At 69.3% G+C, this 16,568-nt stretch carries 11 protein-coding genes and 3 pseudogenes; 5 read left to right on the top strand and 9 right to left on the bottom strand.

From position 1 onward, the window contains the following. Window positions 1-303 precede the first annotated feature (303 nt). From AC067N_RS37005 to AC067N_RS36980, 6 genes and pseudogenes are all read right to left on the bottom strand, one after another. Window positions 304-1,257 carry a hypothetical protein gene (locus AC067N_RS37005; RefSeq protein WP_478683342.1) on the bottom strand — a complete coding sequence of 318 codons (954 nt, stop codon included), beginning with the start codon at window positions 1,255-1,257 and terminating at the stop codon, window positions 304-306. A 408-nt stretch (window positions 1,258-1,665) separates the two neighbouring features. Then, window positions 1,666-2,172 (bottom strand): DUF6624 domain-containing protein, encoded by a 507-nt coding sequence (locus tag AC067N_RS37000; protein ID WP_478683341.1) that lies wholly within the window; start codon window positions 2,170-2,172, stop codon window positions 1,666-1,668. A 123-nt stretch (window positions 2,173-2,295) separates the two neighbouring features. Next, window positions 2,296-3,051: pseudogene (locus AC067N_RS36995) on the bottom strand (IS5 family transposase); the annotation flags it as partial. 307 nt (window positions 3,052-3,358) lie between these two features. Continuing rightward, window positions 3,359-5,014, bottom strand: a complete 1,656-nt coding sequence (gene car(A), locus AC067N_RS36990; protein WP_478683340.1) for an ABC-F type ribosomal protection protein Car(A) — start codon at window positions 5,012-5,014, stop codon at window positions 3,359-3,361. Between the two features lie 195 nt (window positions 5,015-5,209). Continuing rightward, window positions 5,210-6,314 (bottom strand): annotated as a pseudogene (gene hflX, locus AC067N_RS36985) (GTPase HflX); the annotation flags it as partial. After that, window positions 6,292-6,714: pseudogene (locus tag AC067N_RS36980) on the bottom strand (IS5 family transposase); the annotation flags it as partial. The pseudogenes AC067N_RS36980 and hflX, both read right to left, overlap by 23 nt. 93 nt (window positions 6,715-6,807) lie before the next feature. Between AC067N_RS36980 and AC067N_RS36975 the strand changes: the two are divergent. Next, window positions 6,808-7,616, top strand: a protein-coding gene (locus tag AC067N_RS36975; RefSeq protein ID WP_478683339.1) for an IS5 family transposase whose coding sequence is annotated in 2 segments (ribosomal slippage) — window positions 6,808-7,155 and window positions 7,158-7,616 — 807 coding nt in all. Because the reading frame shifts where the segments join, the coding sequence is not laid out codon by codon here. A 320-nt stretch (window positions 7,617-7,936) separates the two neighbouring features. Beyond that, window positions 7,937-9,172 carry a GAF domain-containing sensor histidine kinase gene (locus tag AC067N_RS36970; protein WP_478683338.1) on the top strand — a complete coding sequence of 412 codons (1,236 nt, stop codon included), beginning with the start codon at window positions 7,937-7,939 and terminating at the stop codon, window positions 9,170-9,172. Window positions 9,173-9,455: 283 nt separating this feature from the next. Here the strand turns inward: AC067N_RS36970 and AC067N_RS36965 are convergent, their stop codons facing one another. After that, window positions 9,456-10,064, bottom strand: a complete 609-nt coding sequence (locus AC067N_RS36965) for a hypothetical protein (RefSeq protein WP_478683337.1) — start codon at window positions 10,062-10,064, stop codon at window positions 9,456-9,458. Window positions 10,065-10,530: 466 nt separating this feature from the next. On the opposite strand from AC067N_RS36965, the gene AC067N_RS36960 reads away from it, so the two are divergent. Both AC067N_RS36960 and AC067N_RS36955 read left to right on the top strand, forming a co-directional pair. Continuing rightward, on the top strand, window positions 10,531-12,111 hold the full coding sequence (locus AC067N_RS36960; RefSeq protein ID WP_478683336.1) for an alpha/beta fold hydrolase: 1,581 nt from the start codon (window positions 10,531-10,533) through the stop codon (window positions 12,109-12,111). A 440-nt stretch (window positions 12,112-12,551) separates the two neighbouring features. Further along, window positions 12,552-12,830 carry a GlsB/YeaQ/YmgE family stress response membrane protein gene (locus AC067N_RS36955; RefSeq protein ID WP_478683335.1) on the top strand — a complete coding sequence of 93 codons (279 nt, stop codon included), beginning with the start codon at window positions 12,552-12,554 and terminating at the stop codon, window positions 12,828-12,830. A gap of 828 nt (window positions 12,831-13,658) precedes the next feature. Here AC067N_RS36955 and AC067N_RS36950 read toward each other — a convergent pair. Further along, on the bottom strand, window positions 13,659-14,084 hold the full coding sequence (locus tag AC067N_RS36950; protein WP_478683334.1) for a DUF6003 family protein: 426 nt from the start codon (window positions 14,082-14,084) through the stop codon (window positions 13,659-13,661). Between the two features lie 628 nt (window positions 14,085-14,712). Between AC067N_RS36950 and AC067N_RS36945 the strand changes: the two genes are divergently transcribed. Beyond that, on the top strand, window positions 14,713-15,621 hold the full coding sequence (locus AC067N_RS36945) for an NAD-dependent protein deacetylase (protein ID WP_478683333.1): 909 nt from the start codon (window positions 14,713-14,715) through the stop codon (window positions 15,619-15,621). Window positions 15,622-15,708: 87 nt separating this feature from the next. Here AC067N_RS36945 and AC067N_RS36940 read toward each other — a convergent pair whose 3' ends face one another. Continuing rightward, the gene (locus AC067N_RS36940) at window positions 15,709-16,563 is read right to left on the bottom strand and encodes an oxygenase MpaB family protein (protein ID WP_478683370.1); all 855 of its coding nucleotides are present in this window, start codon (window positions 16,561-16,563) and stop codon (window positions 15,709-15,711) included. Window positions 16,564-16,568 lie beyond the last annotated feature (5 nt).

The following is a 16,568-nucleotide window of genomic DNA, read 5'->3' as shown; positions in this document are numbered from 1 at the left end:
GGTCATCGTCGTCATGACCGGATTCCACACCGGTGATGTCGACGTCACTGTCATTCTTCACCGGGCCGAGGCGCCCTTCGTCCAACCCGAGGCTGACCCACAGGTCTTGAGCATTGCTCCCCGCGCCTGACGGCGGTGACTGGCAGGAAGTCGTGGAGATCTCCGCGCACTCCGCCTCTGGTGAACTCATGGTCCGCGCCATGATGGACGGTCTGGACGACGACCTTCCCGTCCTGTCGTTCAACGGCCCCGGCACCTACCGGCTGGACGCCGCGTCGGCGCGAACTCCCAGAGTCCTCCTCGTCACAGTTCGGCAGCACAGTCGCAGATCGATCGCCCGTCCCGGTTCGTGACCCTTCGGCAGCACCGCGCTGCTCGGCCGTCCTTGACCGTGTTCTCGCTCGGCAGGCAGATCCGGCGTGCCCAAAGCCCCAGCAGTGCCATCCCGCCGGCCAACAGGGGTACCGGGTCGCTGGCAGAAGGCGCCAACGCGTATCCCAATGCTGTGACCGTGCAGACGGTGAGTGGAATGAACGCCGCGGCACCTTCCATTCCCGATCGCAGCGTCGGCCGACAAGCGCCCAGCACGCTGGACCCGCCGGGGACCCAAGGGCCGACGGCGACGATCAGCAGCCCTGCGGTGCCGCAGACGTCGGCCAGTTGGGAAGACATCGCTTCGTGCCCCTGTGAACCGACCCTCAGCAGACGCAGGGTGTCGCCGATCAACATGACGAACACTCCAACGATCGCTGACCACACGGTGGCCTGATGGTCCCCCTGCACGAGACGTCGCAGGGCGAGCAGAAATCCGAGGAACACGACTTCCGAGGTCCAAAGGACGCCGAGCATTCCCGTCTCCGGCCGCCAGCCGTCACCGGCCCCGCCGAGGAGCACCCATGCCGCCATGAATCCGGCCCCGGCCATGACAGCCCCATCAAGCACGCGCCGCAGCCACGCCCGCCAGCCCGTACCGGCATCGGCGGCGACCAACAGACCCGCCATTCCCAGCCCGACCGTGATGGTCACTCCGGTGACCACCGCCGAACCGGCCAACCCCCATGCCCCCGGGGCCCGTGCCGGTCGGGCCGACAGCGCGGCAACGGAGGCCCGATAGACGCCCCCGGCGGCCGCGGAACCCGCCACCAGCAGCAGACGCGTGCGCACCCGCCCAGGCGCGCCCCGGACTCGCAACAACAAGGAGAGGGCCAATACCCAGCAGCCGAAGGACGGTCCGAGGGACAACATCATCTGTGCCATCAGTCTCCCGCCCGGCCTTGGCGCGAGGCAGTCGGCACTGCTCCGGCGGGACACGCCACACCCGCCTCGCCCCGGATACACGCGCTGTGCCGACCGCATCGGCTCGTCCGGACCCTGAGCGCGTCCGGAGACTCTCCCAACCTCACCATGCAGGTGCCCCTTCAACCGGTAGCCGCCGTCAGGGCCTCCCCCCACGGCCGCCGGATCCGTGCACAGACCGTACGAAACTCGCACCAGCGGCGAGCCGCGAATCCAGCTGATTCACTCGTGTTACGTAAGGAGAGATCAGTTGCGGTCGGGTCGCGGCGCTACCGGACCCCAGACCGTGCTAGGTCCTGTCCGGCGGATCATTGCCTGCGGCGGCGAGCCTCGGGCAGTGATCCGCAGCGCGCGACTTGGAACAGCGCGTCAGGGCAGGGAGAACTTGGCAACGTACTCGTCGAAGGGCTCGATCCCGACTTCTGCGCGGAGTTCGTTCATGCGCTCGGGCTCTGCACAGGGCCACGGAATCGGTACCCCGTCCTTCACGCCGGCGATTTGAGTGCCGTAGACCTGCTTGCAGCCCTCATTGACCAGCGTGCGGTCGTGCAGGAAGGCCAGCTCGCGCGGGCTGGCCGAGCCTGCCGACACCGCCTGCTGCATTAGATGGAGGGCGCGCCGCTGAACATCGAGTTGCCGGTCGGCGTGCTGGGCGATCAGCCATGCTGCGCGTGCGGCCTCCTCACCAACCAGTTCTGCCGTCGGCCAGCCGTATTCGTCCATGATCTCGCCCAGCCGGTCACCGTGCCGGGCGGTCAGCCGCCGCCAGGCCAGCTGCTCGGCAGGGTCATCGCTGTTCGCGCGGACTGCGGACTGGTGATCGGCTGCAGCCATGTTCGCGAGCTCCACGGCCAGCGCGGCAACATCGTGCGCCACCCTCAACTCCCAGGTTGGATTCCTGCGTTGTGCCCGTTGCCCGCAAGCCTAAAGGCGCAAAGCAGGTGTAAAGATCATTCCGGAGAACGGTGACAGGCACCTCCCCACATGGGGATAATGGATCTACCCCCGAAGCCAGAGCCGGATCGCTACGACAGTCACGGTGCCCTGGAAGACATAGCCACGCTTGTCGAACCTCGGGGCTACGGCCCGGAAGTGCTTGAGGGCGTTGATCGTCCGCTCAACTTCATTCCTTCGCTTGTAGATCGTCTTGTCGAAGCCGGTCGGCCGCCGCGACGCTTTCGGTTGGTCCGCTGGTTGCCCGGTTCGGGGATGGTGTGCTTGATCTGCCGTCGGCGCAGGTAGCGGCGGTTACGGCGCGAGGAGTACGCCTTGTCACCGCCGAGATGATCCGGGCGGGTGCGGGGACGCCCGCCGTCGAGGCGGACAACACGGATACGTTCCATGACGGGGATGAGCTGTGGGGCATCGCCCCACTGGCCCGCAGTGATCAGCAGGGCCAGCGGACGGCGCCCGCCCTCTCCGGCGAGATGAATCTTGCAGGTGAGACCGCCCCGGGATCGCCCGAGCCCCTCATCGGGCCGGTGCTGCCGGGGCGTGCGTCTTTTCCCGGCACTCGCGGGGGTCTCCCGCGCGCTCCGGCGGCATGCTGGTGGGCCGGCAGGAGGTGGAGTACACACTCACCATGGACCAGTCGATACGGCCTTCCTCGTCAGCGTCGGCCAGGACGGCCGCGAAAACCGTGTCCCACGTGCCGTCCGCCGGCCAGCGCCTGTGTCGCTCAGACACGGTCTTCCACTTGCCGAAACGCGCAGGCAGATCCCCCCACGGCACCCCGGTGCGCTGCCGGAAGAGGAGGAGATCTCCCTGCCCCATGAACATGCCAACGACTCGAATCCGAGGCAGTCACATGATCCGTCGGACAGGGCATAACCCACTCCCGCCACGCCTCCGTCCGCTCCCTTGAGCGATACCCCCGCCCCGGAGTCGACTCGGTCGCCCGACACGTCGAGGACGCGACCCCGCCGCACGTCGTCGGACGTGACCCTCGCCGTTTGCAGCCGACGACAGCTGTCGGCGCCCCGAAAACCCTACCCGTCCGCCTCTGATCGGTCGGAGGAACGGACCCCGTCGGCCGTCCCTCCGTCCGTATGGCACCCAGCGATCAGGCGGAGGTGAACTCGGCCACGAGCCCGTCACTCAGCGTCAGGTGGGCGCCGTTGAAGCGGGATCGCATCCGCCGGTCGTGGGTGACGACGACCACCGTGCCCTGATAGCCGGTCAGCGCCTCCTCCAGTTCCTCGACGAGCGCGGGCGAGAGGTGGTTGGTTGGCTCGTCCAGCAGCAGCAGGTCCACCGGCTCGGTCACCAGCCGGGCCAGTTCGATGCGGCGTCGCTGCCCGTACGACAGCTCCTCCACCCGCTGCCGCAGGTCGTCCGGGCTGAACAGCCCGACCGAGAGCAGCGCCTCGGTGTGCTCGTCGATGTCGCCAACCCGTCCACTGCTGAAGGCCTGAAGCACTGTCATCCTCGTTGGCCATGAGGCCTGTTCCTGCCTCAGATGCCCGACCCGGCCCGACACCCGCACCGATCCGCTGTCGGGTGTCAGCTCCCCGGAGAGCACCCGCAGCAGCGTCGTCTTGCCAGCCCCGTTGGGGCCGGTGATCAGCAGCCGTTCACCGGGCCCAAGGCGCAGGGAGTCGATGCCGAGCCGGTCGCCCACCCGTACGCCGGTGAGTTCGGCCACCGTCTCCTCCGGTTTCGCGGCCTCGGTGGTGATCTCCGCGGTGAAGGTGAGCGGTTCGGGCGGCGGCGCGACGGGGTTCTCGGTCAGCCGTGCGACCCGTTCCTTGGCGTTGCGGATCCGCACCATCGCGCCGTGGCCCCGCCCACGCATCCGGAACTGCCCGGCGCCGAAGACGGCGAAGGGCAGCTTGCGCGGGATGGCGTCCAACCGTGCCACGTTGGACGTGATCAGCTCGCGACTGCGGTCCAGTTCGGCGCGCCACTGCTCGTACTCCAGCAGCCGACGCTGTCGTTCGGCCGCCTTGGCCGCCAGATAGCCCTCGTAGCCGTTGCCGTAGCGCGCCACCGTGCCGGAGTCGACCTCCAGGATCGTGGTCGTGAGCCGGTCGAGGAACAGCCGGTCGTGTGTGACTGCGACGACGGTGCCCTTGTGGCTCCGCAGGTGTTCCTCCAGCCAGCCCACGGCCCGGTCGTCCAGGTCGTTGGTCGGCTCGTCCAGCAGCAGCAATTCAGGTTCCGAGGCCAGAGTCGCGGCCAGGGCGAGACGCGACCGCTCGCCGCCGGAAAGGGTGCCCAGCTTCCGGCCGCGGTCCAGCCTGGGCAGCCCGAGTCCGTGCAGCGCGATCTCCACCCGGGAGTCGGCCTCGTAGCCGCCCCGGGCCTGGTACCGGTCCACCAGCACGGCGTAGCCCTCCAGGAGGGTGGCGAGTTCGGTAACCTGCTCTTCCTGGTGCGGCCTTTCGGCCAGCTCGGCCTCGGCCCGGCGCATGCCCTCCTCGAGTTCCCGCAGGTCGGCCAAGGCCAGATCGACGGCGTCCTGGACCGTGGCGTCCAGCGGCAGCTCCAGTGTCTGGGCCAGATAGCCGACTCCACCGGGCGCGACCACGGTGAGCGCACCGTTGTCGGGCTGTTCCTGCCCGGCGATGAGTTTGATCAGCGTGGACTTGCCGGATCCGTTGTCCCCGATGACACCTACCTTCTCGCCCGGCTTGATCGTGACGCCGATCCGGTCGAGTACGACGTGGTCCTGGTAACGCTTGGTGATGTCATGCAGGGCGAGTTGCGCTGTCGACACGCAGGAGTCCTCCTGATCGTCACTGGGTTGAGTGATGTCGCCGCGCACACAGCAGACCGTCGGGAGGGGATCCGTTCGGTGGGAATACCACATGGCGAAGGATCGCGGTGCGGTTGTTTCCTCAGGGGTGCACGGCGGGGCGCGGTGACGGAGCCAGGCTCGACGTCCCACGCCTTCGCGGACCACACGTACCGATCACAGGGAACCCATGCCGTCAGCGTAGGCGGTACGAGGCTGCACCGGCAACCGGTCTGGCCGGAGCACAGGGTGGGGGTAGGCCCGTAGCACGGACGCCAGTTCCGGCCCCACCTTCGCCTTGAGCAGGGTCCCTTGCTCGGTGTGCTCGGCCGACAGCACCTCGCCCTCCTGGTGGCCTGCGCGACCAAACTGCCCTGGGTGTAGGGGACATGGCCTCGATCTCCACCTCGGGGTGCGGCAGAAGGGCGTCGACAAGGTCCCGCAGGGCCTCGATACCGTCTCCGGTGCGCGCGGAGACGGTATCGAGCCTGGTTCCGCCTCCACAGGCGGAAGAGCACGTCCGTCGGCGGCGTCTGCCTTGTTGACGACCACGACCTCCCTGATCCCGCCCGCGCCGACGTCCGCCAGGACCTCCCGGACGGGGGCGAGTTGCGCCTCCGGTTCCGGGTGCGAGCCGTCCACCACGTGCAGCACCAGGTCCGCGTCCGCCACCTCTTCGATCGTGGAGCGGAACGCCTCGACGAGGTGGTGCGGAAGGTGCCGTACGAAACCGACGGTGTCGGCGATGGTGTAGGTGCGGCCGCTCGGGGTCTCCGCGCGGCGCACCGTCGTGTCCAGAGTGGCGAACAGCGCGTTCTCCACCAGCACTCCGGCGCCGGTGAGCCGGTTCAGCAAGGAGGACTCGCCGGCGTTCGTGTACCCCGCGAGGGCGACCGACTGCACCTTGTTGCGCCGCCGCTCGTCGCGCTTGATGTCCCGTCCGGTCTTCAACTGGGCGATCCCCCGGCGGAGTTTGGCCATCCGCTCGTGAATCTGCCGCCGGTCGGTCTCGATCTTCGTCTCGCCGGGTTCGCGGGTCGCCATGCCGCCCCCGGCCCCTGCCGCCCATCTGCCGGGACATCGACTGACCCCATCCACGCAGCCTGGGGAGCATGTACTGCATCTGGGCCAGTGCCACCTGAGCCTTGCCCTCGCGGGACTTGGCGTGCTGAGCGAAGATGTCCAGGATCAGCGCGGTACGGTCCACGACCTTGACGCGTACGACGTCCTCAAGATGGACCTGCTGGCTGGGGCTCAGTTCCCCGTCGCAGACGACCGAGTCCCTCGTCGGGGCGGTGGTACCGGGGCGTCGTTCTTTTTTCGGGATCCGCGGCTTGGCCGTGCGGGCGCCAGCCGCGTGCTGGTGGGACCGGCAGGACGTCGAAGTCGACGCCGATCATGCCCCAGTCGATCCGCCCGGCAAGGTCGGCGTCGGCCTGGACCGCCTGCAGGGTCCGGTCCCAGGTACCGTCCGCCGACCAGCGACGATGCCGCTCGTAGACGGTTTTCCAGGAGCCGTAGCGTTCCGGCAGATCACGCCACGGGACACCGCTACGTATCCGGAACAGGATCCCGTTGAGCACCGTGCGGTGATCGCTCCACCGGCCGCCTCGGCCACCTGGAGGCGGCAGACGCGGCTCCAGCAGCAACCACTCGCGATTCGTCAGATCCCCCCGACCCATGACCCGACCAACGAGCGACCAGAAAGTCACATGATCCGCCGGACAGAACCTAAGACACCGTTTCTAATGGCGTGATCACTCGTTGAGCCGTGCATGACTGATCTGGTGGAGCGGTTGGTGCCGGACGAGTTGTGGACGCTGTTCCGGCGGGTGGTCCCGTCGACGGAGGTCATACGCCCGCAAGGCGGCGGGAGACGGCGGGCGGGTGACCGTGAATGTCTGGCAGCGATTATCTTCGTGGCCACCTCGGGCTGCACGTGGCGGCAGCTTCCGCCGGTGTTCGGGCCGGCCTGGCCCACCGTCTACCGGCGTTTCGCCCAGTGGAGTCGGGACCGAGTCTGGGCTCGGCTCCACCGCGTCATCCTCGACGAGCTCGGCGCTCGGGGCGAGCTGGACTGGTCGCGGTGCGCGATCGACTCGGTCAGCCTGAGGGCCGCAAAAGGGGGCCACTGACCGGACCGAATCCGACCGACCGCGGCAAGCCGGGATCGAAAATCCACCTGATCACCGTCCGGAACGGACTGCCGATCTCGCTGGGTATCTCGGGCGCCAACATGCATGACAGCCTCGGCCTTGAGCCGCTCGTACGCGGGATCCCACCCATCCGGTCCCGCCGCGGCCCACGGCGACGAAGGCCGGCGAAGCTGCACGCGGACAAGGGCTACGACTACGACCACCTGCGCCGATGGCTCCGCAAACGCGGCATCCGCCACCGCATCGCACGCAAGGGCATCGAGTCCTCAAAGCGGCTCGGCCGACACCGCTGGGTCGTCGAGAGAACCGTGTCCTGGCTCGCCGGCTGCCGTCGTCTGCACCGCCGTTACGAGCGCAAGGCCGAACACTTCCTCGCCTTCATCGGCATAGCCGCAGCCCTCATCCGTCACCGTCGCTTCACCAAATGAAACGGCGTCTAAGGGCGGCTACCCGCTCCGGCCTCGCTCCGGCCCGCCGTGAAACCGGCCCCGTCCCCCACTCCCGTGGTTTCGTCCTGGACCGATCGGCGTGAACGCCCGGACGACATGGGCGACGCCTTCGACGGGCGCAGGGGCTGCGAGAGCGAGTACGTCGAGTGGCAGGCCGTGCCAAGGAACTCGTCCGCCCTCACCACGCCGAACACGCTCGTGGTCGGCCCGTCGGGTGATCCGCGGGTGGACACGGTCGCTACGAGCCTCGCACGGGGAACGATCTTCCGACATCCACCGGGCAAGAAGGAGCGACCACCATGGGCACAGCATCGTTCCCGGTGACTGCTGATGAGCCCGAGCGCCTGCGTCTCCTTGAGCGGTACGGCATCCTGACGGCGCCGGCCCCGCCGGACCTGGCGTCGATCGTTGACCTTGCCGCCTACACCTGCGATGTCCCGCACGCGGTGATCAACATCATCTCCGCCGAGCACGCCAACCTGGTCGCCGCCATCGGCTTCGAACCGGCGCAGTGCGCCCGCAGCGACTCCATGTGCGCGGTCACCATCGTCGAACCGGCCCCGGTGTGCGTCCCGGACGCCAGCCTGGACCCGCGCTTCGCCGACAACCCCTACGTCAGCGGCGCCCTTGGCGACATCCGCTTCTACGCCGCATCCCAGCTTCGCACTCCGGAAGGACCGGTCCTCGGCACCCTCTGCGTCTTCGACACCCGGGTGCGCCGACTGACCACCCCCCAACGCGACGCACTGGACAAGCTGGCCCGCATGGTCGTCGACGTCCTCGATTTGCACCGTCACCAGCGGCTGCTGCGTCAGGCCCTGCAGGCCGCGGACGAAGCACGCGCGGAGCTGCAACGCTCGAACCACGCCCTGCAGCAGTTCGCCGGGCAGGTCAGCCACGACCTGAAGAACCCGCTGACCGGCATCCTGGGTCACGCCGCCAACCTGTACGACATCCCGGCGATCGCCAACGACCCGGACGCCTCGTTCTGCGCCCAACGGGTCGTCAGATCCGCGAACCGCATGCGCGCGATGATCGAGGACGTGCTCGCCCTGGCCGGTGCGGGCGGACATCTCCACCTCGAACCGGTTGACCTGAACGCCCTCGCACACGCCGTCATCGAGGACCTCGACGGCCCCATTCGCACGTACCGCGCGCGCGTCACCGTCGAAAGCCTGCCCATCGTGGTCGCCGACCCGACCCAGCTGCGCGTGCTCCTGCAGAACCTGGTCAGCAACGCCCTCAAGTTCCGCCATCCCGAGCGACGCTGCCAGATCGCCATCACCGCCGATACGAACCGGCCGGGTACGGAGATCGCTGTCATCGACAACGGACGCGGCATCCCAGCTCGGGACCGTCAGCGTGTGATGGAGATGTTCACCCGGCTGGACCAGCGCGTCGAGGGCTCCGGTATCGGACTGGCCACCTGCCAGCGCGTCGCCGCAGCCCACGGCGGCAGCCTCCGACTCGAAGGGACACCGGGCGGCGGCACCACCGCCGTGCTCACCCTGCCCGGCGATCCCGCACCGAACTGACGGGCTTGTGCGTGGCGGCGGGCCGGCGGGACCCGGATCACGGTGCCGTCGATGATCCCGGTCCTGTCGCCGGCTCCGAGGTGGCCGACGACCTCGGCCGGGTTACGCAACCCATGAACCCCATGCCCGGACTGACGGTGTGGCCAAGCTGGTTGGTGGGGGCGTTCACGGTCTGGGCGCGTAGCAGGCGAGTCCCGGCTCGTGCCGGAGCGGCGGACCCGCTCCGGCACTCGCGGGGTCGATCAGGGCCCTGAGTGCCGGTCGGCGGCGCTCCGTACCCTCCCTACTTCTTGACCGCCCACTCCAGCGGCGGGTTGTAGAAGCCCTGTGCCAGTTCGACGGCGGCGGGCTTCTGGCCCGCGGGGATGAGGAAGGCGGTGCACACCGTCTCGGACTGTCCGGCGCTCAGCTGCTTCTCGGTGTCCGCCGCCGGGCAGTTGGGCCACGTGGCCTGTCCCAGAAGAACGATGAGGGCCTTGGTGCGCTGGTTGCCACTGGTCTTGACGACCAGATCGTCATCCATGTCCCCCAGCGGCATGGCCTTGCCGCTCTCGTGGGCGTACTTGACCGTCACGTACACAGGCACCTGAGGGCCGTCGCTCTCATCCAGTTTCAGACCGGAGTTCGCCACGTCGGCCTTCGTGCCGGTCTCCACCTTCAGCGGGGTGACCGTGAACGTGCTGCCTTTCGACCGCTTCATGCTGGACTCCTGGGGCGGACTGGCCTCGCCCAGACGGTAGACCGTCTTCGCGCTCGTGGCCTTGCCGTTCGCCTCCGGCGTCCCAGAGCCCTTGTCCTTGCCCGTCGCCGAGTCGTTGCAGCCTGTCAGCGCCACCACGAGCGCCAGGGCGCCCACGGCCGACGGCGCCACGCGAGTCTTCCACGTATTCATGCTCTACCCCGTTGATTCGTCCTACTGACTGCCCAGGCCCTCGTAGGGCAGGGCACTGTACGAGGGGACGGAACATATCCGTCGATCCCTCCGCTTCGATCTTGCCCTACTGGTCTTACGCGAGGGCCGCCGGGTCGGCTCCGGTGGCCCTCGGGCGCTGCTCCGCGACCCTGATGGCTGCGTGCGCCGCTCCGTCCGGCGACTTGTCCGATCCGGCTGTATTGATCACGAGCGTGGTGGACACCGGCCGCGCCTGGCCGACGTCCGTGCGCGAGGCCGAAGCGGGAGCCGCGTGTGACGCAGAGGGCAAAGTGCCGGTCGCGGTTGTCCGACTCCAGCACGATCCACTCCAACTCCCCGTCCGTCCACGGTGGGAGAAACACTGCCCTGTAGAAGGATCAATCCGCGTCCCGTGCGAGGCAGGGTGGGTGCGTCCCATACGCATCGACCCAAGGACCCAACACGCGTGCGCAACAGTCGAACAGCTCTCTTCGTGGCGGTCAGCGCGGTCGCCACACTGGTCCCCGCGTTGACCCCCGCCACGGCGTCCGCCGCGGAGAACCCGCTGCGCCCCTACCTTCAGCAGAAGCCGGCCTGGCACCGCTGCGACAAGTCGCTGCCCGCCTCCCTGCAGTGCGCCACGATCAAGGTGCCGCTCGATTACGCCAGACCGGGCGGGAAGAAGCTCGACCTCGCGATATCCAGGATGAGGACGAGCACCAAGAAGGAACGGCGCGGTGTGCTTCTGCTCAACCCGGGTGGTCCGGGCGGCACGGGCGTCGAGATGCCGCACTACCTGGCCGGTGAACTGCCGAAGGCGGTGAAGAACAAGTACGACCTCGTCGGCTTCGACCCGCGGGGCATCGGGCGGAGTTCACCCGTCAGCTGTGGCCTGACGTCCGGCGAGCGGAACTGGGAACGGCCGTACAAGGCGGAGACGTTCACCAAGGACGTGAAGTGGGCCCGGACCGTCGCGGAGAAATGCGACAAGAAGCAGGGCGACAAGCTGCGCCACATCACCACCCGCAACACCGCCCGGGACATGGACGTCATCCGCGCCGTGCTCGGTGAGAAGAAGATCTCCTACCTCGGGTACTCCTACGGCACCTACCTCGGCGCCGTCTACACGCAGATGTTCCCGAAGCGTTCCGACCGTTTCGTGCTGGACAGTGCCGTCGACCCGGCCCGGATCTGGCGCGGAATGATCCAGGTGTGGGCGGAGGGCGCCGAGCCGGCTTTCACCCGCTGGACCGAGTGGACCGCCCGTCGGAACTCCAAGTACAAGCTGGGTGACACTCCCGAGGCGGTCCGCAAGACGTTCTACGACCTGGTCGCCCAGGCCGACCGCAAGCCCATCGACCTCGACGGCATACTGCTGACCGGTGACGACATCCGCGGTGGCCTCCGGGGCATCTTCTTCGGCACGCGAGACGCCGCGGAAGCGGTCGTGGAGTTGAAGAAGGCCGCCGCCGGCGCTCCCTCGTCCGCCGACCGGGAGCCCAGGAAGCCCGAGCCCGTCCCCCCGTCCTTCGGTGGGAAGGTGCCCGGGGACAACAGCGACGCAGGCTTCTGGACCGTCGTCTGCGCCGACACCCGCGCCTGGCCGCGCGATCCCGAGCAGTACCGCGAGGAGGCGATCCGGGACAAGGCCAGGTACCCGCTGTACGGCGACTTCGCCTCCCACATCAAGCCGTGCGCCTTCTGGAAGAAGCAGGGCAGCGAGCCCGCCACGAAGATCGGCAACAAGGTGGGCGCGCTGATCCTCCAGAACGAGTGGGATTCCCAGACGCCGCTGACCAGCGGCCAGGGCCTGCGCCGCGTCATGAAGGGTTCAAGGATGGTCACGGTCGCCGGAGGTGTCGGGCACGGCATCTACGGCACCAAGTCGTGCGCCGACAAGACGGCCACCACCTACCTGACCACCGGCAAGCTCCCCGCGAAGGACATCACCTGCAAGGCCGCTCCGTCCGCGGGCGAACGCAGCACCCCCAGCCCGCTGCCGCTGCCGACGCCGCCGGGCATCCCGGGGATGGTCAGCCGCTTCTGATCGCCACGAGTCCCTGGGAGGCCGTCCGCCCGCGGGAGGCCTCAAGCCTCGTCACCATCCGGGCAGGCCGACAAAGGGTCAGCGGCAGGATGTCGACAGCTGTGTATGAATTCGCGTCGGCGGGGTAGACGGCTGGCGCTGGCCGGGGAAGGGCCGTGACCTGGGGAGGTCACACGGTCCTTCCCCGTTCCGCGTTCCCCGTCCCCCGTGCCCGGTTGGCGGTTGGCGGTTGGCGGTTGGCGGTTGGCGGTTGGCGAGCGTGATCGCGGTGACCCGGCAAGCGGCCGGTCACCGCGCTCGTGCATCAGCCGGCCCGCCGCCGTCGGCTCACAGCGTTCGCACCGGCCGGAGCACCGGCTGAAGCCGGCACGTTTGTTCTGGCGCATTTGGTGCAGACGATGAGCTGACACAGCCTTTACACGACGAAGCGGAGAGGCACCATGGGCATCATCGCGTGGATCATCATCGGCCTGCTCGCCGGCGCCATTGCCAAGGCACTGATGCCGGGCAAGGACCCCGGCGGCATCATCATCACCATGCTCATCGGCATCGCCGGCGGCCTCCTCGGCGGCTGGCTCGGCAAGGCCATATTCGGCGTCGACTCCATCGACGGGTTCTTCGACCTCTCCACCTGGATCGCCGCCATCGTCGGCTCCGTCATCCTGCTCGCCCTCTACCGCCTCATCGTCGGTAACCGGCACACGCACCGTCACGCATGACCTGCTGAAGGCAGAACGCCTCCGGACACCCCTGGACGGCTCCCCTCCCGGCACACGGGACGGGAGCCGTCAGCATGTACGGCCGGATCACCCCGCGGCCCACCTGGCAGGCGAAGTCGCCCGTCCCTGCCATGACCTGGAGTCCGGAAGCCGAATGACGGCTGACCTGAAGCGACGGTGGCGGGAGCTGGTCTCGCTGGAGATCGAGTGTGGAACGGCGTCGAAGGGCGGTTGCTCGGGGTGCTGCACCTGCTGCTGCGTCGGCCGGGGCCGCGGATCCCGGACATCGCCGAGGAGTTCTCGATCACGGTCGGCGGGACGAGCAAGATGGTGGACCAAGATGGTGGACCCCGCCTGGAGGTGGCGGGCGGTCCTCGGCACACGGCGGACAGGCGGGCGCGCTCTGGACGAGAAGCGGAAGTCCTCGGGGCGGAACCCGGCGCCGGCGATGCCGTCGAAGGCAGTGGCGTTGTCGATCGGCCAGGGACGAGGAGGTTGCCGGGGCATCCGCTGGGGGCGGCGTACTTCTGGGAGCGGTCTTCGCCCGGTTGCGGGTCCTGGGAGACCGCACCGGCGCGGCATCTCCTCATGGTTCTCGGGGGTCTCGGCCCCGTCCATGGGCCCTCCGGGGCCGGCCGGTCCCGGAGGGCAGCGGCGGCTTTCAGCTGCCCCGGAAGGCGTCCTCGGCGCTCTGGTCGCCGACCGGGGAAGAGCCACATCTCGGTGATCTTGCCGCTCTGGACACGCAGGAGGCCGACGCCCTCCGTGGCCGTGGAGGAACCTTCGCCGAGTATGCGAGGCCGGCGGGCCCGGAGGCCACCGGCGTGATCAGCCGTCCGCCGCGGCGGTCACCGTCGCGGGATCCACTCCGGTCAGTTCGACGATGCGGTGGGGTGGTACGCCGGCGGCCAGCGCGCGTCCGATCAAGCCGTCCCGGCCCTCCGTGCAGTCGCGGTAGGCGAGCAGCTCCTCCTCGACCCTGGCGAGCGGTTCGGGTGCCAACCGGTGTCGGAGCCGACTCATTTCCTCGTCACTCAGCGGGACGGGCAGTCGTTCCGCCCCGTCGGGGATCGCCGCCGTGTCCTCCGGTGGCAGCAGACGCAGGTGTGGCGAGGTCGGTGTGATGTGGTGGGCGTCCAGCCATGCGCGTACTGCCGGGGTCTCCATGCAAGCGAGGTCGCCCACCGCGGCGGGGGCGACGCCGAACGACGGGGAGCCGTCGTCGAGCAGGAACAGGTAGGCGTCATCGGTCATCCTCGTTCTCCTCCTCCAGCGGGGTCGGATGACGTCCCGTTACCCCGTCGGTGCCGGATCGGATCAGGGTGTCTCAAGAGGTCGGCTCACTGCTGAATGGAGGTCATGCGCCGCGCGTCTCCGGGCGCCGTCCGGCGCGAGGCGTGCCGGAACACCGCCGCCGCGTGCCGGGAGGACCCGTCGGCCCGTCAGGCACCATCGCGCGAGCAGCACCACGGCCACGGCCACGAATGCGCCGGCCGCGTAGACCTCATGACCAGCCACCGACTCCTCCTGCCGGACACCCGTATGGACTGTGCCGCGTTCGTCTGCCCCGTATCGCAACGTCGATGTCACCGCTTCGCGGGGAAACCGCTCATGTCCCCTGTGCCTGGCAGCCGGCCGCGGGGTGGACGGGCATCCGGCAGGGGGACAGCGGCCGCACCGGAGGTAACGCAGCCGAACCGGCGAGGCGGTGCCCGTCCGGGACGACGTGCCTTCAGGTGTACGGAGGACCGCCTCCCCGACGTCGGTCGCGCCTGGCCACGTCGGTGTCGGCGTCTGCGTCTGCGTCTGCGTCTGCGTCTGCGTCTGCGGGACCTTTCGCGGGGGGAACGCCGGTGGCAGCGTGTTCCGTACCCTGGGCGGCATGCGGATGCGCCCCACCCTGAGCTGGTCCCCTGCCGAGGACCTGCCGCCGGGCACCACGGACCTCGGACCCGTCGCCCGTGCCCTGGGCTCCGGCGGTGTGCTGGTGCTCAGCGGGGCGGGCATCTCCACGGAGTCGGGCATCCCCGACTACCGGGGCGAGGGCGGGAGCCTCAGCCGGCACACCCCGATGACGTACCAGGACTTCACCGCGAGCGCCCACGCCCGGCGCCGTTACTGGGCGCGCAGCCATCTCGGCCGGCGCACCTTCGGCCGCGCCCGACCCAACGCCGGACACCGTGCCGTCGCCGCGTTCGGGCGGCACGGTCTGCTCGCGGGTGTGATCACCCAGAACGTCGACGGGCTGCACCAGGCCGCCGGCAGCGAGGGCGTCGTGGAACTCCACGGAAGCCTGGAGCGGGTCGTCTGTCTTTCCTGCGGCGCGTTCAGCCCGCGCCGGGAACTGGCCCGGCGGCTGGAGGAGGCCAACGAGGGCTTCGAGCCGGTGGCCGCCGGAATCAACCCGGACGGCGACGCCGACCTCACCGACGAGCAGGTCGCGGACTTCCACGTGGTGCCCTGCGCGGCCTGTGGCGGCATCCTCAAACCGGACGTGGTGTTCTTCGGTGAAGCCGTTCCGCCGCGGCGGGTCGAGCACTGCCGCTCCCTGGTCCGCCAGGCGGCCTCGCTGCTGGTCCTGGGCTCCTCGCTGACCGTGATGTCAGGGCTTCGATTCGTCCGCCAGGCAGCCGAGGCCGGGACGCCGGTGCTGATCGTCAACCGGGACGCCACCCGCGGCGACCGGCACGCCGTCACCCGAGTAGCGCTGCCGCTGGGAACGGCCCTCACCACTGTGGCCGGCCGGCTGGGTCTTCCCGTCGACGCCGAGGTGACGCCGAGGACGAAGTAGGGCTCAGGCGAAGGCCGGTGCGCCGCCGTTCCGCGTGGCCCTGTGGCCCACTTCGGCGTGCCGCCGCGGCGGTCCTCAGAAGTCCACCTAAGGGTGACTCATGCTCCACCTGATCGCCCTGGTCAGGACATGGCCGGTGAGCGGTACCGCGACGTCCTCCAGGCCGGGGAGACGGGGAAGGCCCAGCAGCCGGCGGGCCCAGTCCGGGAGGGACGTCACCGCGTTGGCGGCGAGCAGGGCATAGGCAGGCCGGGCGACAAGCGGCAGCGGTGGGTGTACCAGCAGGAAGCGCGCGGCCGCCCTGCTGTCCGGGGTGGCACGGAGTTCCGGACGGTACGCGGCCAGGCGCGAGTCGAGTTCCGCCCGTGTCCGGGGCGGGTCGGGCACCCCGAGGGCCGTCGCCACCCTCGCCGTGTCCGCCACATAGGCGTCGTAGTCTCCGGAGGCGAGGGGCTGGGCGCCGAAGCGCTCGTGGGCGCGCAGGAAGCTGTCCGTCTCGGTGATGTGCACCCATTCGAGCAGGTGGGGGTCGGCGGCCCGGTAGTGCTCGCCCTCCGTCGTCGTCCCGCTGACCCGCTCGTGGATCGCGCGGACCCGTTCGACGGCGCCGAGGGCGTCGTCGGCGGTTCCGAACGTCGTCACGGCGAGGAACGTACTGGTGCGCTGCAGCCGCCCCCAGGGATCACCGCGGTACCCCGAGTGAGCGGCCACGGCGGCCATGGCCAGCGGGTGCAGGGATTGCAGCAGCAGGGCACGCAGTCCGCCGATGAACATGGACGCGTCCCCGTGCACCACGCGGATGGGCCGTTCGGGGCCGAACCAGCGCGGCCCAGGAGTGTCGTGGATGCGAGCACGGTTGGCGGGACCGTCCGGTCCCGCGACGCGGCGGAAGAGCGCCTTGCCGAGCCTGTCCCGCACGCCGGAGACCGTGAGGACGTCCATGTCCA

The sequence above is a fragment of the Streptomyces sp. NPDC042364 genome, assembly GCF_056437585.1.
Note: the sequence above shows the minus strand (reverse complement) of the source record. Positions and strands in the feature narration are given on the sequence as shown.